The organism is Methyloligella halotolerans (assembly GCF_001708935.1).
Classification (GTDB): Bacteria; Pseudomonadota; Alphaproteobacteria; order Rhizobiales; family Methyloligellaceae; genus Methyloligella; species Methyloligella halotolerans.
Genome location: NZ_MASI01000006.1, coordinates 138,602 through 164,955 on the forward strand (window position 1 = coordinate 138,602; position 26,354 = coordinate 164,955).

Consider the following 26,354-nt stretch of genomic DNA (forward strand, 5'->3'; position numbering starts at 1 on the left):
GCGTTTCCAGGTTTGCGCGAACTCGCCGCCGTGCCGCGCCTGTGTGATTTCGCCCGTCCTCAGGGCCGTTAGGACCGCGACGCCGGCCCTTATCCCGTCCAACCCCGAAGGGGCGGGTCGGGTTCAGCGGAAAATGCCGCCGAAAATGCCTCTGCGGCCACGATCGCCGCGGTCATGGCCACGACGCTTGCGCCGGTCGCGATCGAAGAAGCCGAAACCGTCCCGTTCGGAATCGCTTTCGACACGGCGGTCGTCCAGCAGGTCCGATGCGAGCGCGACGGACTTGTCCTCCACCGGTGGGCGGGCCGGGAACGCGGCCACCTGCGGCAGGCGAGGCTTGAAGCGTTTATCCTTCTTGATGGCGTCGCGCATAAACGTGGCCCAAATTTGAGCCGGGAGACTGCCGCCGGTGACGCCTCTCATCTTCGAAAAGTCGTCATTGCCGACCCAGACGCCGACGACCAGATTGCCGGCAAAGCCGATGAACCAGGCATCGCGATAATCCTGGCTGGTGCCGGTCTTGCCGTACGCTGCGATCGGGAGCCTGGCGCCATGACCGGAGCCGCTGGTGACGTTGGCGCGCAGAAGCTCCCGGAGCTCGTTCTGCTGCTCCAGCCGCCATTCGCCGGAGCCTTCGGGCGGAAGGATATCGTCATCCTCCTTGCCGAAGCCGGTAATGCTCCACGCTTCACGGGATAGGCGCCGGAGGCCGCGGCCGCGTAGGCCGAGGTCATCTCCAGCAGCGGCACCTCATAGACGCCGAGGGCGATGCTGGGGGTCGCCTGGAGCTTCGCCGTGACGCCGAGGTCGCGCGCGGCGTCGATCACGGGCTTACGCCCCACCGCTTCAGAGATCTGCACGGCGACGGTGTTGATGGACGAGGCGAAGGCCTGGCGCATGGAGACCGGTCCGCGGAAGCGATGACCGAAATTCTTGGGCTCGTAGTTGCCGATCTTGATGGGCTGATCGACGAGGGTGCTTTCTGGCGTCAGTCCTGCGCGCAGACCCGCCAGGTACACGAACAGCTTGAAGGACGAGCCGGGCTGGCGTGCGGCCTGGACGGCGCGGTTGAACTGGCTCTCGTCGTAGTTCGTGCCGCCGACCATGGCGAGGACCCGGCCGTCGGTGCGCATCACGACCATTGCGGCCTGGCTTGCCTTGCGGCTTTCTCCCTGCTTCGACAAGACGGAATCGACCGCGTGCTCGGCAAGCTTCTGCAGCTTCGGATCGAAGGTCGTGTGAACCCGGACCGGCGCATAGCTGCCGTCCTTGGGAAGGCGGATGGTGCTCGCCACCCAGTCTGCGTAGTAGCCGCCATCCGAAGAGGTGGACGCGATCTCTGGCAGCACCGGCTTGAGCTTGTCCCGCTCCTTGATGCCGAGGGCGTGGGTTTCCACCATCGCCTCCATGACCAGATTGGCGCGCTCCTTGGCCTTCTCCGGGTCCTGCCGCAGGCCCGTGGGCGATTTCAGAAGCGCCACGAGATAGGCAGACTGGGGCACGGTGAGCTTGCTGACCGGCGTGTTGAAGTACCGCTTGGCTGCGGCGCGCAGGCCGAAGCAGCCCTCGCCGAAATACGCGCTGGAGACGTAGCGCTCGAAGATCTCCTCCTTGGACAGCCGAAGCTCCAGAGCGAGCGCCATCCAGGCTTCCTTCTCCTTACGCTCGAAGGTTCGCTCGCTGGAGAGATAGGCGTTCTTGATGAGCTGCTGGGTCAGCGTGCTCCCGCCTTGCACGATGTGACCCGCTGCGCGATTGGCCTGGGCCGCGCGTAGCAGGCCGATGGGATCAATGCCGGGATGCATGAAGAAGCGCCGGTCCTCCATGGAAACCAGCGCATCCACGAAATGCTTCGGGATCTCGGCGTATTTGACCGGCTCCGCAACACACCCGCCGCGGCGTGCGAAGGGTTTGTCGTCCCTGTCGAGCAGGATCAGCGTGCGATTGTTGGGAGGATCGAGGGCTGCAAGGGAGAAGTCGTCAAGCAGCGGCGTCAGGGTCAGATAAGGGACACCAAAGAGCAACCCCGTGACGAGAAATCCGGTCGTGAGCGCGGAGAGACATCCCGCAATGAAACGCCCTGCGGCGACCAATCTCCCGGAGAGTTGCATCCTCACCCCTTGCTGCCGCCCCCGCGCCGAAGGCTACTGAATCCGTACGGTTCCCAACTGTGCGCGGGCGGAAGCGGGACTGATGCGCTTCACGTATTTCTCGTAGACCCAACCCTCTGCGCCGGAATTCGGCTCGACAACCCTGATCCATCCTCCGTCGCGCTCGCTGAGCTGAAGCTGAGCGCCGGCAAGCTGCACTTCCACGATCGGATTTGCGCTGGATGGGCCCGACCGCATGTTCACGGCATCGACAACCTCGACCCAGTCCCTTCCGGTGCGACCCGGCGCGGACGGGTCTGCCGCATCGCCGGCATCGGCCGTCGACCCGGCGGTCTTGGCTGCCCGGCCAAGCAACGGCGAGGTCGGCTTATCGATGCTTACATCCTCTGTGATCGATTTGGACGTCTGAGCGGTATCGGCCTCGGCAGGCACCGTAAAAGCCTGCCCCGCAAGCATGAATCCGAACATCGTCACGACGAGGGCCGCAAGGGAGGCGACGCCGGTGGCCGCGGTATATCGCATCTTTGGTGTCATCAGAGTGGCTAACCCCGTGAGCGGGAAAGCGTTCCCATACTGTAGATCGGGCGGCGCAACGAGGGTTAAGAGCGGCGACCTGACGCTAAGGTTAAGAGCACGAGAACCGCCTGCGGCTTTCGCGCAAAGATCGAGAGATTTCGGAGCCAGGCGATAGGCGGCCGCTCAGCTTCGCATGAAGCGCGCCTTTGCAAATGCGCCGTTGAAGCGCCGTTTGCCACGCGCGAGGTCAACATGGGAGGCGGGACGGCTTCGATCAAGCGCGCGGTGGTCGCGGACGGCCGTAGCGCCGCATCCATTTCGGCTTCTTCATGGGCATCAGGCTTTCGGCAATGCGCTTCTCGGCCTCCACGATCAGGAGGAATGCCACGCCGACGGCCACGATCGCGGCAAGCTCGACAATGGACAGAGCGTGGCTGCCGAAAAGGCGCTGCATGACGGGAAGATAGGTGAAGGCGAGCTGGGCGAGCAGCACGGAAGCAACCCCGATCAGCACGGCCCTGGTGCCCAGGACGCCCTGCCAGGTTATGGACGGGCCGTGCACATATCGAACGCTGAAGAGATAGAAGATCTCCATGGCGACGATGGCGTTGACGACGATGGTGCGCCCCACCTCCAGGGGGAGTCCGCGCGCCGTCGCCGAAGCATAGAGGCCAAACCCGCCGGCCACCATGAGGCCTGAGACAAAGAGAACCCGCCAGAGCAGCCGCTTGGAGATAAGCCCCTGCTTCGGAGAGCATGGCGGGCGCTGCATGGCGTTCGGCTCGGTCGGCTCGAATGCGATGGTGAGGCCGAGGGCCACCGCCGTGACCAAGTTGATCCAGAGGATCTGAACGGGCGTGACCGGAAGGGTCAGGCCGAAGACGATGGCCAGGATGATCAGCATGGCCTCGCCGCCGTTGGTGGGCAGCGTCCAGGCGATCACCTTGGTGAGGTTATCGTAGACGGTGCGGCCTTCGCGAACAGCGGCGACGATGGACGCGAAATTGTCGTCGGTGAGAACCATCTCGGCGGCTTCCTTCGCGGCCTCGGTGCCCTTGGCTCCCATGGCCACGCCGACATCGGCGCGCTTCAGGGCGGGCGCGTCGTTCACCCCGTCGCCCGTCATGGCAATCACCGAGCCGTCGGCTTGGAGCGCCTCGACAAGGCGCAGCTTATGCTCGGGGCTGGCGCGGGCGAAGACCGATGCCGTCCGAGCACGCGCCGCCAAATCCTCCGCCTCCATGGCGTCGAGCTCCTGCCCGGTCACAACCTGGGGATCGTCGGATAGGCCGAGCTGTCGGGCGATGGCGAGCGCGGTGGCTTTGTGGTCGCCCGTGATCATCTTCACGCCGACACCAGCCGCACGGCATTCTGCGATGGCCGCAAGCACTTCCTTCCGAGGCGGATCGATCAATCCCACCAGGCCCAGGAGGGTCAGGCCGCGCTCCACATCCGGCGCGCGCAAGGTTCTTGCGCGCTCAGGGAGCATACGGCAGGCGATTGCCAGGACACGCTGTCCCTCACTTGCGAGGCGCTCGGTGCGGTGATGCCACCCCGCGGCATCGAACGTCTCTTCCACGCCGCCCCCCTCGCCGACCAAAACCTTGTCGCACATGGCGAGAATTCGCTCGGGCGCACCCTTCACATAGACGACCCGGCTGCCGTCGGGCTGCTGGTGAAGCGTGGCCATGTAGCGGTGGCGTGCGTCGAACGGGATCTCGTCCAGCCGTTCGTGGGTGTGACGGGTGGTCGGAGCGTCGTACCCCGCCTTCTCGGCGAAGCAAAGAAGGGCCGCCTCCATGGGGTCTCCGTCGATGCTCCAGGTCTCTCCATCCTGATTCAGGTGAGCGTCGTTGCAGAGAAGGCTCGCCCGGGCGAGCCTGGCCAGCGCCGGATCGGCGGCCGGGTCGAGCAGCTTGCCGCCGGTCTCGAATTCTCCGACCGGAGCATAGCCGGTGCCGGAGACGGAGATCTCCTCCTCGCCAGCGACGACGGATTTCACCGTCATCTCATTGCGGGTCAGGGTGCCGGTCTTGTCGGAGCAGATGACCGAAACCGCCCCCAATGTCTCGACCGCCGGCAGGCGCCGGATGATGGCCTTGCGGCGGGCCATGCGCTGAACCCCGACGGCGAGCGCGATGGTCATGACGGCGGGCAGACCTTCGGGGATCGCGGCCACCGCCAGGCCAACGACGACCATGAAGGCCTCGTCGAGGGAATAGGCGCGGAGGGCGACGGCGTAGAGGAAGACCAGCGCCGAGACGCCCAGCACGGCAATGGTGATCTGGCGGGCGAAGACGTTCATCTGGCCCACCAGGGGCGTCGTGAGCTGCTCGACCGCGCCGATCATGCTGCTGATCCGGCCGAGCTCTGTGGCGCCAGCGGTCTCCGTGACCACGCCGGTGCCATGGCCGGCGGCGATGAAGGTGCCCGAGAATGCCATGGAGACGCGGTCGCCCAGCGGTGCGTTGTCCGGTGCGGCTTCGACCGTCTTGTCGGCGGGCACGGATTCCCCCGTGATTGCCGCCTCGTCCGCCTTCAGGCTTCGCGCCGACAGCAGCCGGAGATCGGCGGGCACGCGGTCGCCAGCCTCCAGGAGAACGATGTCGCCGGGAACGAGCTCATCGGCAGGCACGGTCGTGCGGCGCCCTCCACGCAGGACCGAGGCGCGAGGATCGATCATGCGGCGGATCGCATCGAGGGCGCGCTCTGCCCTCCCCTCCTGGATATAGCCGATCACCGCGTTGAGCAGGACGACGCCGAAGATGACGATGGCGTCCGGGCCGTGGCCGATTGCGGCGGCTATGACGCCCGCACCGATCAATATGTAGATCAGGAGATTATGGAACTGGGCCAGGAAGCGGATCAGAGCGCCGCGCGGCCTGGCTGCCGGCAATCGGTTCGGCCCGTGGAGCGCGAGCCTTCTGGCGGCTTCGGCCGTGGAAAGCCCGTCCGGACCTGTCGAAAGAGCGCCGAGCACCTCTTCAGGGCCAAGCGCGTGCCAGCTGCGCGGGTGCGGATTCGGTCCGGCTGAAGCTGGGGGTGGGGAGTTCGTGGGCGGCACGGAAACCCTACGACGCTGACGGTGGCCTACGCGTCGTTACTCTAGCTGGCTGGAGTGACGAGACAAGCCGCGCCGCACCGGCAGACCTGCGGCGGTGTGCCCTGATGGGTTCGTTCAGTTCGGGAGATCAAACCGGTAGGCGACACCGAGTATGCCCGAGAGCTGATCGGGGGTTTCGACCACCGGGCTGTCGGCCGCGTCGCCGACGAGGCGGCCGTAACGGACACCGCCTTTCATGAGCCAGCGTTCGCTGAGATCGTATTCGGCGCCCAGCTCGAGATAGATGTCCTTGAAGCCGGCGTCCGGATCATAGCTCTGGAGGCCGGCTTTCGAGCGTGCGGCCTGGGCGGGCGTCACGCCGAAATAGGTTTGCATATAGTCGGAGCTCGCGATCGTGGTCCCCAGGCGGGTGACCAGGGTGATCCTTTCGGTGACCTCCCGTTCGGTCTCCACACCAAAGCGGAATTCCGGTCCGCCCCCATCGCCCGTGACCCGGTCGAGGATCGCGGCATCGAACTCGAACTCACCGATATTGACGCCCGCGTAGCCGCCCAGCACGAGACCGCCGTCGATGTCGCCCCAGCCCCGGAGAAGATTGCCGTCGTTCTGCTTCCGCTCGGTCATGTAGCCGGTCACCAAGCCGGCTTCGAAGAGGTCGCCGCCGATGGCACGGATGCGGATATCGTCGAGGCTATGGAATTCGATGCGCTGGCGGACCTGCTTGAAGAGGGACGGTTTGGCGTCGTCCTCGGCGGAGAGTTTGGGGATGATGATCGGAATGCCGAGCCACTCATGCTCGTTGGAGCCTTCGTATTTGGGCTTCACGATGCCCGCACCGCCCAGTGCCACGGTCTTCTTGTGCTCGGACACGCCATCGGCGAGAGCCGCCGGAGCGCAGAGCAGTCCCGCGGCCACGGCCGACGCCGGAAGCGCCCGCCCGGCCCCTTCGAAGCGCGGCGGAAAGAGATTTGTCAGAAGTCCCAAAACATCCCCCAAGTCAGCATGCCGTGTGGGCAAGGCACGCGAAAACCTCAACGAATCGTATCGGACGGCACTTGCCCGCGCAATCGGTGGCCGCCAATCCGGCGATCACATCTTTCTTATCGCCCCGCAGGTGAACCGAGGAAGCACGGGCAGCGTATCGTTCTATCAACGCAAGCGCTGCCGGCGCCGGCAGGACTCAGGAGAGATTGTAATGACGCAATGGGCTGCCGCGTATTTCGGTGCCTTGATCGTGTTCGGCATCATCGACTTCGCGTGGCTCGGCACGATGGGCAACGTGTTCTACAAACCGCTTCTGGGCGACATGCTGGCAAACAGCGTGCGACCTGTCCCCGCTCTCGTATTTTACTTCCTCTTCCCCGTTGGCCTTACAGTCTTCGCCATCGTGCCGGCCCTGCGGGAGTTCTCACCCGCTACGGCGCTGGGCTATGGCGCGCTTCTCGGGGCGCTTTGCTATGGGACCTACGACCTCACGAACCATGCGGTGATGCGGGAGTGGAGCGTCCAAGTCACGGTGGTCGACATCGCCTATGGGGCTCTCGCCTCTGCAATCGCAGCTTTAGCGACCTACTACATCGTCGCCAACGTGCTGAGGCTGGGCGGCTCGCCCGCCTAGCCGATCAGAACCGCCGCGCGGTTTTTCGCGTCACCGACCTGTCGGGGCGAGCCGGTAGTGACTGACGCCCCAGGCTTTTGAGCGGTGGCCGAACAACCCCTCGGTCGCGAGGAAAAACAACCGCCAGCGGCGCTCCCAGAGCTTGGCGTCGGCGCCATAGACCTCCTGCAAGATGTCCGCGACGGCATCGCGGTTGGCGTCGTAGTTCTTCAGCCAGCCGCGGGCTGTCCGGGCGTAATGCTCTCCATCCCAGCGCCATTCGCCTTCCAGCTCGAAGAGATCCGGGAAGGCCGAGATCAACCCGTGGCTCGGCATGATGCCTCCGGTGAAGAAATGCTGAGCGATCCAGTCGGAGGTATCGCCGACCTCGAAACGATATGGCGCGCTTTCATGGGTGAAGACGTGGACGAAGAGCCGGCCGCCAGGCGCGCACCAATTGCGCGCCTTCCCGAGGAGCGCCTGCCAATTGGCCATATGCTCGAACATCTCAACCGAGACGACGCGGTCGAAGCGGCGCTCGGTCTCGAAGCCGTTCATGTCGGCGGTCCGGACCTCGAGATTGTCCAACCCTTCGCATCTGGCCTGCTCCTCGATGAAAGCCCGCTGTGATGCCGAATTGGAGACGGCGAGTATATTCGCGTTGGAATAGTGCCGCGCCATCCAGAGCGTCAGGGAGCCCCAGCCGCAGCCAAGCTCCAATATGGTCTGGCCATCGGCGAGGTCGGCGTGATGCGCCGTCTGGCGTAGAGCGCTCTCTTCAGCTTCCGCGAGGGTCGAGTCCGGCCCATCGTAATGGCAGCAGGAGTATTTCCGCTGTGGCCCCAAGACGTGCTCGAAGAAGGCTGCCGGCAGCTCGTAATGCTGCTCGTTCGCGGTATCGGTATGGAGGGCGATGGGGTAGTCCGCCATGGCCTCGGCGAAAGCGCCGTCGGTCATGCGGCCTGGCTCCGACAGGACGCGTCCGGTTTTCGACACCCGGGAGGCGATAACAGCCCGGGTCAGGCTATCCGGCCACGGAAGCCGCTCACCCAGATAGAGCGCCGTCTGTTCGAGCCTGCTCATGGCGCCGGCTTCTTTCCGGCGCCGGGATCTGTCTTGGGTGGAAGCGGGAAGAAGGCGCTGACGCGATTCTGATAGTCGCGGAATGCCCGGCCGCGCGTTTCCAGCATGTGCTGCTCCAGCGGCGGAATGCCGGAGATATAGACCAGCAGCCAATACATGAAGGCTGGGCCGAGCAGCGCCAGCCAGCCCCACGGGTAGATCGCGAAGCCGTCGATGGCGAAGAGCGGATAGGCGCACCAGCCGAGCCATTCGAAAAAGTAGTTCGGATGACGGGACCAGCCCCAGAGGCCCGTGTCGCAGACCTTGCCCTTGTTGGCCGGATCCCTGGCGAAAGCCCGCAGCTGGGCGTCGGACAAGGCTTCGCCGCCGAGGGCCACAATGAAGATGAGGCCGGCAAGCCAATCCTGCAGCCGCAGCTCGGGCAACGGATTCCAAGCGGCGAGAAACATGGAAAGCGCCAGCGGCAGGCTCGCATAGGCCTGCATCTGGAGCATCCAGAACATGCGGCGGGGGGCATCGCTCCCCCAGCTTTCTGCCAGCTTCGCGTAGCGGGGATCGTCCTTGATACCGCTGGTCCGAAGCGCGATATGCCCGCCAAGCCGTAGGGTCCAGACCGCGATCAGGCAGGCGATAAGGAGCTGACGGGCGAAAGAGCCTTCCGAGGCGACGATGGCGCCGGCGGCGCTCGCGACGCCCGTGAAGCCCAGCCCGAAGGTCCAGCACGTATCGACCCAGCCTGCATTCCCCGTGCGCCGCCACAGCACCCACGCAAACGTCATCACCGCAGCGAGGACGAGGAGCAGAAGACCGGTTGCGATGAGAAGATGCGCCAAGGTCATGCGCAAAGCTCCTCGGACGGGCGCTTTGCGCTGGGATGACCGCCGGCTTCGGCGACAGCCTCCACGAAACGATCGATGTCACCGAGAATTGGGGCCACGAAGCGCAAGGACGACGAAAGCGCGCCCACGGTCTCCAGATGACCGAGGTTCCAGAAGGTCTTCAGCGTAACGGTGCTGCCGACCGCATGGAGCCTCTCGGCGAGGCGCTTGGAATTGCCCGAAAAGACCGCCCCGTCGAGAAGTCCGGTGATGAGGAGTGCGGGCGGCTCGTCGCCTGTCACATACGAGATCGGCTGAGTTTCCGGGCGGGACGCGCCGCCGAAGATCTCGATCAGGGTCCGGTCCCGGATGGGCAGGAAGTCGTACGGTCCCGATAGGCCGATGAGACCGGCAAGATCGCGGGACGGAACCAGATCGTGGGGCGCGAGCCAGCGCCGGTCGATGGCGACCATGGCGGCGATATAGGCCCCCGCCGAATGGCCCATGACGAAAAGCCGCCCGGCATCTCCGCCGAACGTGGCGATGTTGCCTTTGACCCAGGCGACCGCTTGGGCTGCGTCTTCGAGGAAGGCCGGGTAGCGCACTTCGGGATAAAGCCGGTAATCGGAAACGACCGTCACGTAGCCCCGTCGCGCCAGGCTCGCGGCGGCGAAGCGATAGATCTCCTTCTCGCCGCTCTGCCAGCTGCCACCATAGAAGAAGACGATAACCGGAAAGGTGCCCGTCCCATCTGGCGTGTAGATATCCAGGCTGCGCCGCGTGGGACTGCCGCCGGCATCTTCGCGATCGAGTCCCTCGCAATAGGATTGCGAGGACACCACGGAATACCCCCCGCTCGGCGTGAGCGCATTCACGATGTCGGCCGCGGAGTAACCCATCAGAACCGGACCAGCGGCTGCAGCAGGCGGCCCAGCCAGCCCTGGAGCTCGATACGGCCCTGCATCGCGACGATGCAGATGCAGCGCTCGCCTTCCTCCACGACCGGGTGATGCTCCACCGTATCGTCGGCCTCGTCGAAATCGCCGGCACCGAACCGGCCATGCTCGTGGCGGAAGGCGCCCTGCAGCACGCAGGTCCATTCGCGGCCGGTATGGCTATGGTGGGGAAGCTTGATGCCGGGCTCGGCCTTCAGCATGAAAAGCCGAAGGTCCGAGGGCCCGCCCGTCTCGATCGTGCGCATTTTGAGCCCGATGCCGAGACTCCGCCATTTGCCGAGGGGAAGGCCTTGCAGGAGCGGCGCCAACGACGCGGGCAGGTCCGGGTCATTAGAGGTCTCGACCCCGTTCACCGGAATTTCGGAATCGTCAGCGTCCAGCCTGGACAGGACCGCCTGCAAGGCGCCGTCGGCAAGCGGGACGGGTTGGGACTCCTCCAGCAACACGCCGCCGGCCGTCTGGAGCATGCGCGCCGTGGCGCGGCAGTGACCGCACAGCCTCAGATGGCTCGCAACCACAAGGCGGCTAGGCTCATCCAGGGCGCCGCCCATATAGGCGGCGATGGTCTCGTCGGAGGGATGATGCTTGATCGTCATATGCCTTCACCGAGGGCTTCACGGAGCCGCCCCATGGCGAGGCGGACGCGGGACTTCACCGTGCCGAGCGGGATCTCCAGCATTTCGGCGATCTCGCTATGGCTGCGGCCTTCGAAAAACGAAAGTTGCAGAACCCGCAATTGGTCTGCGGGCAAGGTCTTCAGGGCTTCGCGCACGCGGTCCTCATTCTGCGCGCCCTGCAAGAGCTCATCGGGACGGTCGGGGCCCTCGGGCTCCGGCGCCTCATGGAGCAAATGGGTCCGCCTTCTGGCATCCCTACGCGACCGATCGATGCGCAGATTGCGCGCGATGGTGAAGATCCAGGTCGAGGCACCGGCCTTCTCGGGTCTGTAGGTCTCCGCTTTGCGCCACACCATCAGAAGAGTCTCCTGCGCGATGTCTTCGGCGAGCTCTTCGGAGGTTCCGCCGCGCATCAGGAACCCCTTGATGCGGGACGCATAGGCCTCGAACAGAGAAACGAACGCCTCCCTGTCCTTCCGCCTGGCGATGGCCGTGATCAGCTTCTCCGGATCCGGCTCGGCTGTTGCTTCGCCCTCACCCCGCATCTGCGCCCCATACTCCCGGAGCTGTCGCATCCCGTTCGAGCTCCCCGGGCACGTCCGTCATCACAGTCATCGCGCAGCCGAGCTGCGCCGATTTTCTGAAGATCGATACGTGCCGTCCATGGAAGCGGATCACTCCTGCCGCGGGGGCTTTTCTGTGATCCAACCCTGCCGGAAGGGCGTAGCAGGCAGACGGTCTTGAAGCGCTGGACGCGGCCAGACCTTCCGACAGGCATCTGCTCACGAAAGACGGGTTTTCCATTGGGTCAGGATACATCAGAAGCCCCGCTGGATATCGGCGTCGTCGGAACGGGGATCTCGGGTCTCGCGGCCGCATGGCTTCTCTCCTCGCGCCACCGGGTGACGCTCTACGATTCCGACGTCCGTCCGGGCGGGCACAGCCATACCGTCAGTGTCACCCACGACGACACGGACACGCCAGTCGACACCGGCTTCATCGTCTACAACCAAGATACCTACCCCAATCTAACCGCGCTGTTCGCGTTGCTGAACATCGAAACGCAACCAACCGAAATGTCGTTCTCCGTCTCGCTCGACCGGGGGGAACTCGAATATTCGGGAAGCGGCCTGGGTGGTCTGTTCGCTCAGCGGCGTAACCTGGTGGATATGCGGTTCTGGGCGATGCTGAGAGATCTCAGACGGTTCTACCGGACCGCGCCACGCGATCTTCCGTGGCTGCCGCTCGACATGACGCTCGGCGACTATCTCGACCGCGGCGGGTATGGGGATGCGTTTCGTGACGATCACCTGATACCCATGGGGTCTGCAATCTGGTCGGCGTCGGGAGGCAGCATGGCGGACTACCCGGCGGCCGCGTTCATCCGCTTCTTCGACAATCACGGATTGCTGCGCTTTCGCGACCGTCCGGAGTGGCGCAGCGTATCGGGCGGCAGCCGAACCTATGTGGAGAAGCTGATCGCGGAGACAAAGGCGACCATGCGGCTCGGAGAGGCGATCGGCGATATCGACACCGATGGCGATCGCGTACGGCTGCGCGACGCCTCCGGCGCGGTCGCTGAGCACGACCACGTCGTGATCGCGACCCACGCGGACCAAGCTCTGGCGATGCTGGCCCGGCCTACGGAGGAAGAGCGGCGCAGGCTCTGCGCCTTCCGCTACAGCCGGAACGAGACGATCCTTCATTCCGATCCGCAAGCCATGCCGAAGCGCCACTCCGCGTGGGCCGCCTGGAATCATATCGGGACGCGAGACGCGTCGGACGAAGCGCCCACGATGGTCACCTATTGGATGAACCGGCTGCAGGGTCTGCAGACCAGGCAGCCGTTCTTCGTCAGTCTCAACCCCGAGCGCATGCCGGACCGGATCTGGCACCGGCAGATCTACGAGCATCCGATCTTCGATACGGCAGCGCTGGAATCCCAGCGAGGTTTGTGGTCGCTGCAAGGCCGGCGCAGGCTTTGGTTCTGCGGCGCCTATTTTGGGGCGGGCTTTCACGAGGACGGGCTGCAAGCGGGGCTCGCGGTCGCCGAGCAGCTCGGCGGCATGCGGCGCCCGTGGCAGGTCGCGGCGGAGTCCGGACGGATCTTCTTTCCGGAGGCCCCGCCCGATACGGCGACGGAGGAGCTTGCGGCGTGACAAAGCGTTCGGACGCTATGACCTCCAAACTCTATGCGGGCTGGGTGAGCCATCAAAGGTTGCGCCCCACGCGCCACAGCCTCCGATACCGTGTCTTCTGGATGCTGCTCGATCTCGACGATATCGACGCGGCGGGCGAGCGGCTGAAACTCTTTTCCCATAATCGTGCCAATGCGTTGAGCCTGCGCGATGAGGATTACGGAGACGGCAGCGCGCGGCCCCTGAAGGCCCAGGTCCTGGAGCACCTCGCAGCCGCCGGAATGGAGACGTCGGATGTGCGAGTCATGCTGCTAACCATGCCGCGCATCTTCGGCTACGGGTTCAATCCGCTCAGCCTCTACTTCATATCGAGCGCAGACGGACGCCCGATGGCGATCCTCTACGAGGTTAGCAACACGTTCGGCGAGCGTCACAGCTACCTCATGCCCGTGACGGAAGAGACCGGCGGGCCGGTGACCCAACGTTGCCCCAAAGGATTCTACGTCTCGCCCTTCCTGGACATGGACCTAGACTATCGGTTTCGGGTGCGGCTGCCCGGCAAACATGTCGGGCTGAACATCACCGCATCGGACGCAGAGGGGCCGATGCTGCTCGCCTCGCTGCGCGGCACGGCCCTGCCCATTCGCGACCGCACGTTGTTGCGGCTTCTGCTCACCTACCCCCTCCTCACCCTCAAAGTGACGGGTGGGATCCACTGGCATGCACTGAGGCTTTTCGCGAAGGGTATGCGATTGCGCACGCGGCCGCACCCGCCGGAACACCCGGTGAGCTTCTCCAGATGATCCTTCTTTCGACAGTCGACGAGGACCGACTCTTCCAATGACCTCCGACGCATCTCAATTGGCATCAGCGGAGCCGCAGCGCCAACGGCGCAGAAGACATCTCGCTCGCAGATTCTTCGATCGGGTCCTGCCCGACTTCCCCGTGGGCAACCTGAGGCTGACGCTCCCCAGCGGCGACACGATCTCGCGCGGCCGCGCCGGCGACACGCTGAAGGCGGATATCGAGATACATCGCTGGCGAGGTCTTCGACGGATGCTGGCCGGCGAGCTGGGATTCACCGCCGGCTATCTGGACGGCGATTGGTCGACCTCGGATCTCGCCTCTCTCCTGGAGCTCTGCATCCGAAACGAGGACGTGCTCCGGCAGCGCCGCAGCGTCGCCATGCTCGCCCATCTCGGGCACAAGCTCGCTCATCTCGCACGGGCCAACACGCGCCGGGGAAGCCGCCGCAATATCAGCGCCCATTACGATCTGGGAAATGCGTTCTACTCCGCCTGGCTGGATGAGGGGATGAACTACTCCTCCGGCCTCTATCGCCGCGGCAACGAAACGCTGGAGGAAGCACAAGAGATCAAGCTTGCCCGCGCCATAGAGCTCCTCGATGTCGCGAACGGCGAAGACGTTCTGGAAATCGGCTGCGGCTGGGGCGGGCTTGCCGAGAAGCTCGCAAAGGCGGGTTGCCCGGTGACGGGGATCACGTTGTCGAAGGAGCAGCTCGATCACGCGAAGGACCGGCTTGCGTCCCATGCTCGGGCCGAGATGCGGCTGGAAGACTATCGCGAGCATATCGGCGTGCACGACCGCATTGTCTCCATCGAGATGCTTGAGGCGGTCGGCGAGCGGTATTGGCCGCTCTATTTCCGTAAGCTCCGGGATTCGCTCCGGGATGGCGGCGTCGCCGTGCTCCAGGCGATTACCATCGAAGAGGCCCGCTTCGAGGACTATCGCCGTTATCCGGACTTCATCCAGCAGCATATCTTCCCCGGGGGCATGCTGCCGACGGTCTCCATCGTGACCCGGGAGGCGGCGAAGGCCGGCTTACGGCTGGTGCAGCAGGAATCGTTCGGTCCCAGCTACGCCCGGACCTTGGCGGAATGGCGAAAGCGCTTCGTCGAAGCCTGGCCGCGGCTCAAGCCGCTGGGGTTCGACGAGCGCTTCCGGCGCCTCTGGGAGTATTATCTCGTCTATTGCGAAACGGGCTTCAAGACGGGCTCCATCGACGTGAGCCTCTTCAAGCTCACGGCCGACGGCAACCTCAATACGGATGCGGCCTCCTAGCGCGAAGGGGTACCTCCTTCGGCTAAATTGCAGGACCCGGGACCGATCGCCATATGGTTTGGTCCTACCCGTCAGCCCTATTCCGGCCCGCGTTCTGAACACTTCGCACGGCGGCGATCCGCCCCCCATCACAGCATTTTTCCGATTATTGGGAGCGGAAATGAAACCCGTCCGCATCATTCGCCATCAGGATTGGATCGAGGCCGGCCATCTCACCAATACGTTGGAGCGCCGGGGCATTCCTTACGAGGTGGTCGCCCTGGACGAAGGCCGGACGGTGCCGCAGGAGACCGGCGACGTCTCGGCGCTCGCCTTTCTCGGCTGTACCCACAGCCTCACGGAGGATGCCGACTGGATGCGCGACGAGATCGCATTGATCCGGAAGGCGGCGGACGCAGGGTTACCGATCCTAGGCCACTGCTTCGGCTCTCAGCTCATCAGCGCCGCATTCGGTGGCGAGATCGTACCGATGTCGCAGAAGGAGATCGGCTGGCATAGGGTGAAGATCGCCGACAGCGAGGCGGCACGGTCCTGGTGCGGCGATACGGAGGATCCGGAGATCCTGATCTGGCACCACGATGCCTTCACCCTGCCCGAGGGTGCCGATCCCCTCTATTCAACGGATTTCTGCCCCGACCAGGCCTTCGCCATCGGCGACAGGATCGTGGGGACCGTGGCCCATGTGGAGGCCACTCCTCAGTTGCTCAAAACCTGGCTGCAGGTGTACGGCGACGATATCGACCAGATTTCCGAGACCGTGCAGAGCGCGGACGACATCCGCGCCGACCTCGAAGGCCGCTGCGCCAGGATGCATGTGCTGACCGACCGTCTCTACGACAAGTGGATCGGCACTTTCATGTAGCGTCCCGCGCGCCCTGCCGGACGCCTAGTCCGCCTGGGCAGTCTCGCGTTCCACGAATTTGTGGAACCGACTCGTGGAGCCGTCCTCGGTCTTCTCCTGATACATCATCACCAGCCGCTCCTTCTCGAACTTGTCGAAGAATTCGTCCCAGGAGATGAGATCGAGGCCGGGGGCGTCTTTGGGCTCGAAATCGAGCCGCAGAATGCCCGCCTCGCCACCCTTGCCCGTATCGCTGACGGTGGCGGGACGACCGCCGCGCTCTTCCGCCCACTGCTTTATCTTGCTGTGATCGATGGTGATCTTGGTGTCGCTCATTGGTCTCCTCCCATCCTTGCAATGCCCGTAGAACCGATGGCGCGGCGGTGAAGTTCCGACGATTGCCGCGCCGGCCGCCCCTACGCGGGGCACGGCAGGCGTGGTACTCAGTTCTATGGGTCGAGCTTCCGGTTTCGGGCTAGCGGGGGATCTCACATGACGCATGGCCATCACCAGGCCAGCGCGAACGGGCGGGACGTCCCGCTGGCGCGAGAGGACAAGCGGCTGTCGCTCGCAGCGCTCGGCGCCGGGGCCGGCGGCAATCTTCTGGAATGGTACGATTTCGGTATCTACGGGCTGCTCGCCCCGGTCTTGGCGACGATCTTCTTTCCGGCCGAAGACAGGATCGCCGGGCTGATCGGCGCCTATGGGCTGTTCGCTGTCGGTTTCGCCATGCGGCCCATCGGAGGGCTGGTGCTCGGCCATCTGGGCGACCGGCTCGGCCGGCGCTTCGTGCTGATCTTCTCGGTCGTGCTGATGGGGCTCGCCACCACGTGCATCGCGCTGCTGCCGGGCTACGAGACGATTGGTGTCGCCGCGCCGATCCTCCTTCTCCTGCTGCGTCTTGTGCAGGGGTTCTCGGTCGGCGGGGAGTTCACCGGCTCGGTGAGCTATCTGGTGGAGACGGCCCCCCAGCATCGCAGGGGCTTTGCCGGAAGCTTTGCGAATTTCGGCTCGACCCTCGGCATGCTGCTGGCCGCCGGCGTCAGCGCTCTCATCGTCACTTTCGCCACTCCGGAGCAACTCTCCAGTTGGGCGTGGCGGGTCGCCTTCCTGCTCGGGGGCGGCATCGCACTGGGAGGCTACTTCCTGCGCCGGCATATGGAGGATGACGGGCATCGCCCGCCCAAGCCGAGCCTGGACGATCCGCTTCCCCTGATGCAGGCGATCACGAAGGCGCCCGGCGCCATGATCGCAGCGATCGTGTTCACGTCGGGCTATGGCATCGTGAACTATCTGACGATGGTGTTCTTTCCCGTCTATGCCAGCGAGTTCGGCAGCATACGGGAAGCGACGGCGCTGCAGTTCAACACGCTTGCCCAGGCGACGGCGCTGTTGGTCGTACCCCTGGCCGGGTTGGCCACGGATCACCTGATCCGCCGGCGGAGCCTGTTGATCGCAGTGTTCGGCGCGGAGGCTATCGCCGCGCTTGCCTGCTTCAGCCTGGCCGCGACAGGCGGGATCTGGGGTTTCGCTGCGGCCCAGATCGCATTCGGCATCATGCTCGCCCTCGTCATGGGAACGGCGCCGGCCATGCTCGTGGAGCTGTTTCCCAGCGCCTACCGGATGAGCGGCTATTCGGTTTCCTTCAATATCGGCATCGGCATCGCGGGCGGGACAGCGCCCATGGTGGCCACCGGCCTGGTCGGCGCGACGGCAAACCTGATGGCGCCGGCCTGGTTTCTGATGATCGGCGCGGCGCTCGCAGTCGTCGGCGCCTACGCCATGACAGATCGCAGCCGGGAGCCGCTGCGCTGATGCGCGGCGGCAACCATTGCTTTCGCCGCCTTTCCCGCCTTCTTGGATCAGCTTTTCGGAAAAGTTTTCTCAATTCGAATGGTGCTGGGCGGACAAAGCCTTAACCAGATATTTTCGAGCCTTTTTAAGAGCTTGTCTGATTAGCTCGGGGTGCAAGTGATCGGTTTCTGGCGACTGGGGAGGTCGCCAAACGGCCGGTAAGTTCCCTCGGGTTGCTGGGCTGAGAAGGTGTCTATCAGAACTGTTCGCGAAGACACGGCTGCGTCCGTGGAGCGCTCGGAGCTTGTTCAGGCTCTCTCGCAATGCCGTGCGGCCTTTGTATCGGTCGGGCTGTTCAGCGCGCTCATAAACGTGCTGATGCTCACCGGTCCGCTTTTCATGCTGCAGGTCTACGACCGGGTTCTGCCGAGCCGCAGTGTCGAAACCCTGATCGCTTCGCCGTCCTCGTTGTTATCCTCTATAGCTTCCAAGCCATTCTAGAAGGCGTCCGGTCGCGGATGATGAGCCGCGTCGGCACCCATCTCGACGAGAGTCTTTCCTCCCGGGTTTATTCCGTCATCGCCAAGCTGCCATTCGTCGCGCGTGGCCAGGGCGACGGGCTCCGGCCGATCCGCGACCTCGATCAGATCCGCTCGTTCCTCTCCGGCGGGGGGCCCACCGCCCTGTTCGATCTGCCGTGGATTCCTGTCTATCTCGGCCTCTGCTTTCTATTCCATCCGCTGATCGGTATCGCGGCCCTTGCCGGCGGCGCCATCCTGCTCGTGATCACGTTGCTCGCGGAATATCTGAGCCGCGCGCCGTCAGCGGCGGCAGCCGAACTTGCCGCCTCGCGGAACGGGCTTCTGGAAGCGACGCGGCGCAATGCCGAGGCCGTTCACGCCATGGGTATGGCGGAGCGGTTGAACGCGCGTTGGTCGGAGGTCAATGCCGGCTATCTGGAGCATCAGCGCCGCGCCTACGATGTCGCGGGCGGTCTCAGCACCCTGTCCCGTGCACTGCGGCTCTTGATCCAGTCGGTCATCCTTGGGCTCGGCGCCTATCTCGTCATCAAGGGGCAAGCCAGCGCCGGCGTAATCATCGCAAGCTCGATCCTCGTGTCGCGCGCACTCGCGCCGGTCGAGCTCGCGGTTGCCAATTGGCGAGGCTTCGTCGGGGCGCGGCAGAGCTGGAAGAGCCTGCGTGAAATGCTGGCCAGGATTCCGGCTGCCGGCACACCGCTGGAGCTGCCGAGGCCGGAAGAGTCTCTGAGCGTTGCCGGCGTCGCGACCGCTCCGCCCGCCTCGCCCCGCATCGTGGTGCGAGACGTCTCCTTCGATCTGAAAGCGGGCGATGCGCTGGGAATCATCGGCCCGAGCGGTGCGGGGAAATCCTCGCTGGCGCGAACCCTCGTAGGCGTCTGGCCGCTGTTGCGCGGCCGGGTGAGCCTCGACGGGGCAGCGCTGGAGCACTGGTCGTCACAATCCCTCGGGGCACATATCGGCTACCTACCCCAGAACGTCGAGCTGTTCGACGGGACGGTGGCGGAGAACATCTCGCGTTTCGACCCCGAGGCCGGAAGCGATGCAATTCTCAAAGCGGCTAAGGCGGCCGGCGTGCACGAGCTCATCCTCTCGCTGCCCGCAGGCTACGACACCATTATCGGTGAGGCGGGCGAAGCGCTTTCCGCCGGACAGCGGCAACGTGTTGCGCTCGCCCGGGCGCTCTACGGCGACCCCTTTCTCGTGGTGCTCGACGAGCCAAACGCCAATCTCGACGAGGTCGGCGATGAGGCGCTGACATCGGCGATCGCCAGCGTTCGGGAACGCGGCGGGATCGCCGTCGTGGTGGCCCACCGGCCCAGCGCGCTTGCAGCCGCCAACCTTATCCTGGTGCTGGTCGAAGGCCGGATCGAGCGGTTCGGGCCGAAGGAGAAGATGCTGCACGGGCTGGTTCGCCAGCCGGCATCGGCGGCATGAAGAGGGGATCCGCGATGACGCCCAAGAGAAACGATCGCACCAAGGCATCGCTCCGGCGGCACATCCTGCTTGGCACCGCCTGCGCGCTCATCCTCGTCGGAGGATTGGGCGCCTGGGCGGCGCTCACCGAGATCTCCGGGGCGGTGATCGCGCATGGGGTGCTGGAGGTCGATTCGAAGGTCAAGAAGGTCCAGCACCCGACCGGTGGGGTCGTCGGAGAGCTTTTGGTCCGCGAAGGCGATTCCGTCGAGGCCGGCCAAATCCTGGTCAAGCTCGATGAAACGCAGACCAAGGCCAATCTCGCGATCGTCTCGAAGTCGATCGACGAACTCCTGGCCCGCGAAGCGCGGCTGGAGGCGGAGAAAACCGATGCGGATGCGCTCGACTTCTCCGACAGCCTCACGGAGCGGCAGGACATTCCGAACGTACAGAAGCTGATGGAAGGCGAGCGCAAGCTCTTCCAACTGCGCCTTAGCGCGCGCGAAGGGCGGAAGGCGCAGCTGCGCGAGCGCATCGCGCAGCTCGACGAGGAGATCTCGGGTCTCACCGAGCAGGCCGCCGCGAAGAAGCGCGAAATCGGGCTCCTGGAAAAGGAGCTCGGTGCGGTGCGCTCTCTGTGGGAGAAGAAGCTCGTTCAGCTCAATCGGGTGACCGAGGTCGAGCGTGATGCCGCCAGGCTCGCCGGCGAGCGCGGGCAGCTCATCGCCTCCATCGCCCAGGCGAAAGGTAAGATCGCCGAGGTGAAGCTGCAGATCATCCAGGTCGACGATGAGATGCGCAGCGAAGTCGCCCAGCAGCTTGCGGAAATCCGCGCGAGCCTTTCCGAGCTCACGGAACGGAAGGTGACGGCGGAAGACCAGCTCAGACGCATCGACATCCGCGCACCCCAGGACGGGATCGTCCATGAGCTCCAAGTCAACACGGTCGGCGGCGTCATCGCCGCAGGCGAGCAGATCATGCTGATCGTGCCGCGCAACGACGACCTGATCGTCGAGGCGCATGTTTCGCCGAACGATATCGATCAGCTCCAGCCGGGCCAGAAGGCGGTGCTGCATTTCTCGGGTCTGAACCAGCGGACCACGCCGGAGCTGGACGGCGAGATCAGCCGGATCGGTGCCGACCTGTCGACGGACAAGACGACGGGCAAGACCTACTTCCTGACCCGCGTCGCCATCGAACCGGATGAGCTGGCGAAGCTCGGAGGTGTGAAGCTGATGCCGGGAATGCCCGTCGAGGTCTTCATGCAGACGGCGCCGCGCACGGTGCTGTCCTTCATGCTGAAGCCGCTGCAGGACCAGATCGAACGAACCTTCCGGGAGGCGTAGGCGACGTGCGTATGAGCGGATTTGTGAGGCCTGCGACGAGTTGTCCGGATCGAAGATGAAGAGCGTTCAAGACGAAGAGGAGACCTGGAAAGATGCTTAAGCCTGATCGACCCTGGCGCCCGTTTTTAGCGGAATTCTGCGCTTCTGCCCGACTTATCGAGCAGGTTGAAAGTCCGCGTCAGGGTCCGAAGTTCACCCGTTGAAATCCGTTGGCTGAGGCGCGAGGCGGGAGCGCTCCGGTTTGAATCAAAGCTTACCCGACGGCGAAGCTTCCGAGTAACCGGCCGCTCTTAGACCTCGCTCCCTGGCGAAGGAAACGAAAGAGAAAATGGCTAAACTTTCCTACACTGCAGAAGAAGCGGGCGCTCAAATCATCCGCGACGGCTTTGGTTGGGGCGAGGTGCAGGGCGAACCTGTCACCGTTACCTACGCCTTCCGGGACGACCGGCCGAGCTACAACAACAGCAGCAACGTCTACGGGTCGTTCAGCCCCTTCAATTCGGTGCAGATCGCGGCCGCCGAGACTGCGCTCGAGCTTTGGTCCGATGTGGCCAACATCACGTTCGTGGCGCAGGGGGCCGGCAGCGCGCCGTGGGGAGATTCAGCTTCGATCCTGTTCGGAAACTATTCGGCGAACGACTGGGCGGCAGCCTTTGCCTATCTCCCCGCGCCGGATGGAACGGACGGCAGCGATCCCGCGGGCGACGTTTGGGTGAACCGCTATTACGGGAACTTCAATCCGGCTGACGGCAACTACAACAATCTCGCCCTGATCCACGAAATTGGCCATGCCCTCGGGCTCGAGCATCCCGGCGACTACAATGCCGCCCCCGGGATGAGCATCACCTACGCGAACAGCGCAGAGTATGTTCAGGATACGCTCCAGTACTCGGTGATGAGCTATTTCGGCGCCGGCAACACGGGCGCGGTTCACGACGGCATCTATGCCAGCACGCCGTTGATGCATGACATCGTGGCGCTGCAGATGCTCTACGGTGCCAATTATCTTACCCGCGCGGGCGATACGACCTACGGGTACCGTGCGAACGCCGGGGCGGCATACACGTTAGACGGCGAAAACGACGCCGCTGTGTTCTGCGTGTGGGATGGCGATGGCATCGATACCTTCGATTTCTCCTGCTACCGGGACGATCAGACGATCGATCTCCGGGAGGAATCCTTCTCGAGCGTCGGCGGGCTGACCGGCAACGTCTCCATCGCACCCGGCGCCGTGATCGAGAATGCGATCGGCGGCTCCGGCCACGACATCATGATCGGGAATGACGCTGACAACATGCTGCGCGGTCTGGACCGCGGCGACGATCTTCGCGGTGGCGCGGGAAATGACGTTCTCAACGCCAATCGCGGGAGCGATATCCTGTGGGGCGGAGACGGAAACGACCTGCTCGCCGGCGGACAGGGCAAAGACACTCTACATGGTGGCAATGGAGACGACATTCTGAACGGCGGTGCGCACAGGGATGTCATGACCGGCGGCGCCGGGGCGGATCAGTTCCAGTTCCGATCCGTGAACCATTCGGGGCTCGGCGCCGACAGGGATGTGATCACCGACTTCACGCCTGGAGAGGATCTGATCGATCTGAGCGAGATCGATGCACGCACCGATGTGGGCGGAAACCAGGCCTTCCGATGGTTCGGCCTCGATCATGCCGACGGGCAGTCCGGCGCGCTCCGCTTAAGGATCATCGGCGACGATGTGGTCGTTAAAGCCGATGTAGACGGGGACGGCCGCGACGACTTCCAAATCCTCGTGCAGAACGTTCACTCCCTGACCAAGGATGACTTCATCCTCTAGCGCACGCTGGCATGCGGGCCCGGGCTGGGCGCTTTAGCCTTTAAGCGCTTCGTCTTTAAGAGCTTCAGTCTTGCCAGATCGGTCGCGAGGTCTTAGCAGCGCGGCATGGATGCCATCTTCGACCAGGGGGCCCCGCCGCCCTGCCCCGCCCCTTTCAATCTCGCAGCCTATGTGCTGAGCCGTGCGGGCGACCTGGGCGACAAGACCGCGCTCGCCGTGATCTCGCCCGACGCTTGCGACAACTGGAGCTACGAGCGGCTGGAGACAGCCGTGCGGGGAATCGCACAGGGTTTTCTGGAGGAAGGGCTCCGGCCGGGCGACCGGCTTCTCATGCGGGTCGGCAATAGCGTCGCGTTCCCGCTGACCTTCCTTGCCGCCCTTGCCGCGGACATCATCCCAGTGCCGACCTCGGCGCAGCTCACGGTGTCGGAAGTGGCGAAGATCATTGCCGAGGTACATCCGAAGCTGATCGTGGCCGAGGATGGTGTCGCGGTTCCGGAGAACGCGCCTTGTCCCGTACTGGCTGCCGAGACGCTGGGCGAGATGACAGCGCTCCCGCCAGCGGACTATGCCATGGGCGATCCGGAGCGGCCGGGCTACATCATCTACACCTCCGGCACATCGGGTCAGCCCCGCGCCGTTACACACGCCCACCGGGCGATCTGGGCGCGCCGCATGATGTGGGCTGGCTGGTACGGACTTCGTGAAGACGACCGGCTGCTCCACGCCGGCGCGTTCAACTGGACCTACACGCTGGGGACCGGGCTGCTGGATCCATGGACGCGCGGCGCGACGGCGCTGATCCCAGATGGCGCCGTGACGCCGTACCAACTCGGCGCGCTACTTCAAGGGCATCACGCGACCCTCTTCGCCGCCGCACCGGGTGTGTATCGCAAGCTCCTGCGCACGCCTGTGCCCGCCTTGCCATCGCTGCGCCATGGCCTGTCGGCGGGCGAGAAGATGCCCGACGGCATACGCGCGGCCTGGGAGAAGGCGACGGGAACGCTATCCATGAAGCGTTCGGCATGTCGGAGTGCTCCACCTTCGTTTCCAGCTCTCCGGACAAGCCCGCACCGGCAGGCACACTCGGCTATCCACAGCAGGGCCGGCGCGTGGCCGTGCTTGGCGAAAGCGGACCCGTGGGATTCGGCGAGCCCGGCGTCCTCGCCGTCTCACGCCGGGACCCCGGCCTCATGCTGGGCTATTGGGGAGCGCCGGAGGAGACCGCGGACCGCTTCACCGGTGAGTGGTTTCTGACGGGAGACCATGTGAGCCTCTCGGAGGACGGGGCGGTCACTTATCTCGGACGGACCGACGACATGATCAATGCGGGCGGCATTCGGGTTTCGCCGATCGAGATCGAATCCGTTCTCAATGCCCATCCCGACATCACCGAGAGCGCGGCCGCGGAGGTCGCGGTGAAGGCGGACACGACCGTCATCGCCGCGTTCTATGTTGCACCCGCCGAGCTCGATGGAGAGGCCTTGCGGGACTACACCGCCGAGCGGCTCGCCGCTTACAAGGTGCCGCGCATCTATGTGCGGCTCGAGGTCCTGCCGAAGAACGCAAACGGGAAGCTGGCGCGCAAAAGCCTGCGTGAGAGCTACGAGCACAGCCATTCGCGAGCTGGTGGGGAACTGGCAGGGTCGCCCGGAAAAGTCTTGTGATCGACCCCAGCTTGAGCGAATCTCGCGGCGGGGAGCATGTCTTCAAGGGAGGGCTGAAGCATGGCCGTCACCATCGCACAATTGATCGTATGGCTTATCGTCGGCGCGCTCGCAGGCTCGCTGGCAGGGTTTGCCATCACGGGCCGGCTGAGCGGTCTCGGACGCTGGATGAATCTTGGCCTCGGACTGGTCGGCGCGCTGATCGGCGGCGCCGTCTTCCGGTGCTTCAACATCTGGCCGGGGCTGAATTCCATCTCGATATCGCTTCGCGACATCGTCGCGGCGTTCCTGGGAGCGCTGGTGTTTCTCGTGATCCTGCGGATCGTCCAAAGCCGGCGGTAGCTTCAGGTTCGTCACATCGTCTCGGTTGATCGGCCGTCCGCCAGAACGCGTTAGCCGCCTCCGTATCTGAACCACGGTTTCCCAGGTTAGGACCGGCGGGAACCGCAATGCAGCGTGCACGTTGCTATGGGAGGCAACCGGAGAGGGGATAGATATGCTTTATATTCTTTGGATCATTCTGATTGGCTTCATTGCCGGCGTCATCGCCAAGTTCATCATGCCGGGCGACAACGAGCCCCAAGGCTTCATTCTGACGACGCTGCTCGGCATCGGCGGCGCTTTCGTCGCCACTTATCTCGGCCAGGCTGTCGGGTGGTACGGCGCGGACGATTCCGCGGGCCTTATTGGCGCGACAGTCGGCGCAATCATCGTGCTGTTCGTCTGGGGCCTTATCGCGAAGCGCAGCGCTTAAGGGCCCGTCTGCCCGTGGGCTTCAAGGCCTGCGGCGCTGGAATGCGTCTCATGACATCGCGGCCTGCAAGGCGGTTGACCTTGCGGGCCGTTGTCATGGGTATCATTCCAAACACCATTACACTGGGTACCGCCGTTCGTTCGCGAGACAGGCGCTCCCTTGAGCTCGATAGACTCGCCGGCATTCTTTAATAATTTTCCACGGGGGTTGAGACAGTGGCCGCACTGTCCATCGCGTTTTTCGCTCTGGCGGCATTGGTGATCGTGGGCACGTTTCTGCCGCTGATCCCGACCCATGCCGGAATCGTCCGGATCTGCGACTTCCCTCGGCCTCAGCTGCTGGTCGGCGGCGTCGCAGCCCTGATCGGTCTCCTTCTCACATCATCCTGGCACGCGCCCTATCACTGGGTGGCCGCGGCGCTGCTGGTTCCCGCGGTTCTGTACCAAGCTCTGCGGATTTGGCCGTTCACCCCTCTGATGCCGGCCTCGCGGCTGTCCCAGGCGCGCCCGGAGGATCCGACATTTTCGGTGCTAATCGCGAACGTCAAGCAGACCAACCGCAAGGCGGAGGGGTTGCTCCATCTCCTGAAAACCTACGATCCCGATCTCGTCTTCATCGTGGAGATCGACGATTGGTGGAAGTCCCAGCTGCAGCCGGTGGCCGAGCGCTACCCCCACGTCACCGCCCTGCCCCAGGACAACGGCTACGGGGTCCTGTTCATGACGCGCCTGACGATCGAGACCTGCGAGATCCGCCGTCTGGTGCGCGAAGAAATTCCGTCCCTGAGGGCGAAGCTCGGCCTCGCGTCGGGCGATAGCTTCTGGTTCTACGGCCTGCATCCCGAGCCGCCGGGTCCGGCGCAGGATGCGGAAGACCGCGATGCGGAGCTGATGATCGTGGCGCGGGAAATGCGCGATGACGGCGATGCATCGCTGGTCGCAGGGGACCTCAACGACGTCGCCTGGTCCCGCACGACCGCGAGCTTTCGCCGGATCGCGAAGGCTGAGGACCCGCGCCGCGGCCGCGGGCTCTACGCCACGTTCCACGCCGATTACTGGTTTGCCAGGTGGCCGCTCGACCATCTGTTCCACACGCGCGAATTCGCAACCCACGAACTGCAAGTGTTGCCCCATATCGGGTCCGACCATTTCCCGGTCTATGCCCGGCTCTCCTATGTCGGGAAGAAGTAGTCGCTGTCG

Annotated in this window: 23 protein-coding genes and 2 pseudogenes; 14 read left to right on the forward strand and 11 right to left on the reverse strand. The window is 64.5% G+C overall.

The window, feature by feature from the left end:
* Positions 1 to 123 precede the first annotated feature (123 nt).
* The 5 genes from A7A08_RS11665 to A7A08_RS11685 all read right to left on the reverse strand — a co-directional run bounded on the left by A7A08_RS11665 (position 124) and on the right by A7A08_RS11685 (position 6,675).
* Positions 124 to 372: a hypothetical protein gene (locus A7A08_RS11665; protein ID WP_069095647.1), complete on the reverse strand. Its 249-nt coding sequence runs from the start codon at positions 370 to 372 to the stop codon at positions 124 to 126.
* Positions 373 to 419: 47 nt separating this feature from the next.
* Positions 420 to 2,111 (reverse strand): transglycosylase domain-containing protein, encoded by a 1,692-nt coding sequence (locus A7A08_RS11670; protein ID WP_083226710.1) that lies wholly within the window; start codon positions 2,109 to 2,111, stop codon positions 420 to 422.
* 33 nt (positions 2,112 to 2,144) lie between these two features.
* Complete coding sequence (locus A7A08_RS11675; RefSeq protein WP_169823001.1) at positions 2,145 to 2,633, reverse strand: SH3 domain-containing protein; 489 nt, start codon at positions 2,631 to 2,633, stop codon at positions 2,145 to 2,147.
* Between the two features lie 268 nt (positions 2,634 to 2,901).
* Positions 2,902 to 5,691: a cation-translocating P-type ATPase gene (locus tag A7A08_RS11680; protein WP_069095650.1), complete on the reverse strand. Its 2,790-nt coding sequence runs from the start codon at positions 5,689 to 5,691 to the stop codon at positions 2,902 to 2,904.
* Positions 5,692 to 5,805: 114 nt separating this feature from the next.
* On the reverse strand, positions 5,806 to 6,675 hold the full coding sequence (locus A7A08_RS11685; protein WP_069095651.1) for a MipA/OmpV family protein: 870 nt from the start codon (positions 6,673 to 6,675) through the stop codon (positions 5,806 to 5,808).
* Between the two features lie 211 nt (positions 6,676 to 6,886).
* Here A7A08_RS11685 and A7A08_RS11690 point away from each other — a divergent pair, with 211 nt between their 5' ends.
* Positions 6,887 to 7,309, forward strand: coding sequence for a DUF2177 family protein (locus tag A7A08_RS11690; RefSeq protein ID WP_069095728.1), 423 nt, complete (start codon positions 6,887 to 6,889; stop codon positions 7,307 to 7,309).
* 30 nt (positions 7,310 to 7,339) lie between these two features.
* Here A7A08_RS11690 and A7A08_RS11695 read toward each other — a convergent pair whose 3' ends face one another.
* The 5 genes from A7A08_RS11695 to A7A08_RS11715 are packed head-to-tail and all read right to left on the reverse strand — an operon-like array spanning position 7,340 to position 11,337.
* A complete protein-coding gene (locus A7A08_RS11695; RefSeq protein ID WP_069095652.1) occupies positions 7,340 to 8,371 on the reverse strand; it encodes an SAM-dependent methyltransferase in 1,032 nt (343 codons plus the stop codon).
* Positions 8,368 to 9,210 (reverse strand): DUF1295 domain-containing protein, encoded by an 843-nt coding sequence (locus tag A7A08_RS11700; RefSeq protein ID WP_069095653.1) that lies wholly within the window; start codon positions 9,208 to 9,210, stop codon positions 8,368 to 8,370. Before A7A08_RS11700 ends, A7A08_RS11695 begins: the two co-directional genes overlap by 4 nt.
* Positions 9,207 to 10,088, reverse strand: coding sequence for an alpha/beta hydrolase (locus A7A08_RS11705; protein WP_069095654.1), 882 nt, complete (start codon positions 10,086 to 10,088; stop codon positions 9,207 to 9,209). The genes A7A08_RS11700 and A7A08_RS11705 overlap by 4 nt, the downstream gene beginning before the upstream one ends.
* Positions 10,088 to 10,741 carry a ChrR family anti-sigma-E factor gene (locus tag A7A08_RS11710; RefSeq protein WP_069095655.1) on the reverse strand — a complete coding sequence of 218 codons (654 nt, stop codon included), beginning with the start codon at positions 10,739 to 10,741 and terminating at the stop codon, positions 10,088 to 10,090. Before A7A08_RS11710 ends, A7A08_RS11705 begins: the two co-directional genes overlap by 1 nt.
* The gene (locus A7A08_RS11715) at positions 10,738 to 11,337 is read right to left on the reverse strand and encodes a sigma-70 family RNA polymerase sigma factor (protein ID WP_245290914.1); all 600 of its coding nucleotides are present in this window, start codon (positions 11,335 to 11,337) and stop codon (positions 10,738 to 10,740) included. The genes A7A08_RS11710 and A7A08_RS11715 overlap by 4 nt, the downstream gene beginning before the upstream one ends.
* A gap of 228 nt (positions 11,338 to 11,565) precedes the next feature.
* Between A7A08_RS11715 and A7A08_RS11720 the strand changes: the two genes are divergently transcribed.
* The 4 genes from A7A08_RS11720 (at position 11,566) to A7A08_RS11735 (ending at position 15,844) form a co-directional block, all read left to right on the forward strand.
* On the forward strand, positions 11,566 to 12,921 hold the full coding sequence (locus tag A7A08_RS11720) for an NAD(P)/FAD-dependent oxidoreductase (RefSeq protein ID WP_069095656.1): 1,356 nt from the start codon (positions 11,566 to 11,568) through the stop codon (positions 12,919 to 12,921).
* On the forward strand, positions 12,918 to 13,703 hold the full coding sequence (locus A7A08_RS11725; RefSeq protein ID WP_245290915.1) for a DUF1365 domain-containing protein: 786 nt from the start codon (positions 12,918 to 12,920) through the stop codon (positions 13,701 to 13,703). Before A7A08_RS11720 ends, A7A08_RS11725 begins: the two co-directional genes overlap by 4 nt.
* A 142-nt stretch (positions 13,704 to 13,845) precedes the next feature.
* Complete coding sequence (locus A7A08_RS11730; protein WP_245290916.1) at positions 13,846 to 14,982, forward strand: SAM-dependent methyltransferase; 1,137 nt, start codon at positions 13,846 to 13,848, stop codon at positions 14,980 to 14,982.
* A 160-nt stretch (positions 14,983 to 15,142) separates the two neighbouring features.
* Positions 15,143 to 15,844, forward strand: coding sequence for a type 1 glutamine amidotransferase (locus A7A08_RS11735; RefSeq protein ID WP_069095659.1), 702 nt, complete (start codon positions 15,143 to 15,145; stop codon positions 15,842 to 15,844).
* A 24-nt stretch (positions 15,845 to 15,868) separates the two neighbouring features.
* On the opposite strand, the gene A7A08_RS11740 is transcribed toward A7A08_RS11735, so the two are convergent.
* Complete coding sequence (locus A7A08_RS11740; RefSeq protein WP_069095660.1) at positions 15,869 to 16,159, reverse strand: hypothetical protein; 291 nt, start codon at positions 16,157 to 16,159, stop codon at positions 15,869 to 15,871.
* 156 nt (positions 16,160 to 16,315) lie between these two features.
* Here A7A08_RS11740 and A7A08_RS11745 point away from each other — a divergent pair, with 156 nt between their 5' ends.
* The 9 genes and pseudogenes from A7A08_RS11745 (at position 16,316) to A7A08_RS11780 (ending at position 26,345) form a co-directional block, all read left to right on the forward strand.
* Positions 16,316 to 17,638 (forward strand): MFS transporter, encoded by a 1,323-nt coding sequence (locus A7A08_RS11745; RefSeq protein ID WP_083226713.1) that lies wholly within the window; start codon positions 16,316 to 16,318, stop codon positions 17,636 to 17,638.
* 234 nt (positions 17,639 to 17,872) lie between these two features.
* Positions 17,873 to 19,593: pseudogene (locus tag A7A08_RS11750) on the forward strand (type I secretion system permease/ATPase).
* 14 nt (positions 19,594 to 19,607) lie between these two features.
* Positions 19,608 to 20,918, forward strand: coding sequence for an HlyD family type I secretion periplasmic adaptor subunit (locus A7A08_RS11755; RefSeq protein ID WP_083226714.1), 1,311 nt, complete (start codon positions 19,608 to 19,610; stop codon positions 20,916 to 20,918).
* 328 nt (positions 20,919 to 21,246) lie between these two features.
* On the forward strand, positions 21,247 to 22,734 hold the full coding sequence (locus A7A08_RS11760; protein WP_069095662.1) for a M10 family metallopeptidase C-terminal domain-containing protein: 1,488 nt from the start codon (positions 21,247 to 21,249) through the stop codon (positions 22,732 to 22,734).
* A gap of 105 nt (positions 22,735 to 22,839) precedes the next feature.
* Positions 22,840 to 23,882, forward strand: a pseudogene (locus A7A08_RS11765) (class I adenylate-forming enzyme family protein); the annotation flags it as partial.
* A 45-nt stretch (positions 23,883 to 23,927) separates the two neighbouring features.
* Complete coding sequence (locus tag A7A08_RS16585) at positions 23,928 to 24,401, forward strand: class I adenylate-forming enzyme family protein (protein WP_208430629.1); 474 nt, start codon at positions 23,928 to 23,930, stop codon at positions 24,399 to 24,401.
* Between the two features lie 60 nt (positions 24,402 to 24,461).
* Positions 24,462 to 24,743, forward strand: a complete 282-nt coding sequence (locus A7A08_RS11770) for a GlsB/YeaQ/YmgE family stress response membrane protein (protein ID WP_069095663.1) — start codon at positions 24,462 to 24,464, stop codon at positions 24,741 to 24,743.
* A 154-nt stretch (positions 24,744 to 24,897) separates the two neighbouring features.
* Positions 24,898 to 25,155 (forward strand): GlsB/YeaQ/YmgE family stress response membrane protein, encoded by a 258-nt coding sequence (locus tag A7A08_RS11775; protein ID WP_069095664.1) that lies wholly within the window; start codon positions 24,898 to 24,900, stop codon positions 25,153 to 25,155.
* 215 nt (positions 25,156 to 25,370) lie between these two features.
* Entirely contained in the window at positions 25,371 to 26,345 is a 975-nt protein-coding gene (locus A7A08_RS11780; protein WP_069095665.1) for an endonuclease/exonuclease/phosphatase family protein, read from the forward strand.
* Positions 26,346 to 26,354: the final 9 nt, after the last annotated feature.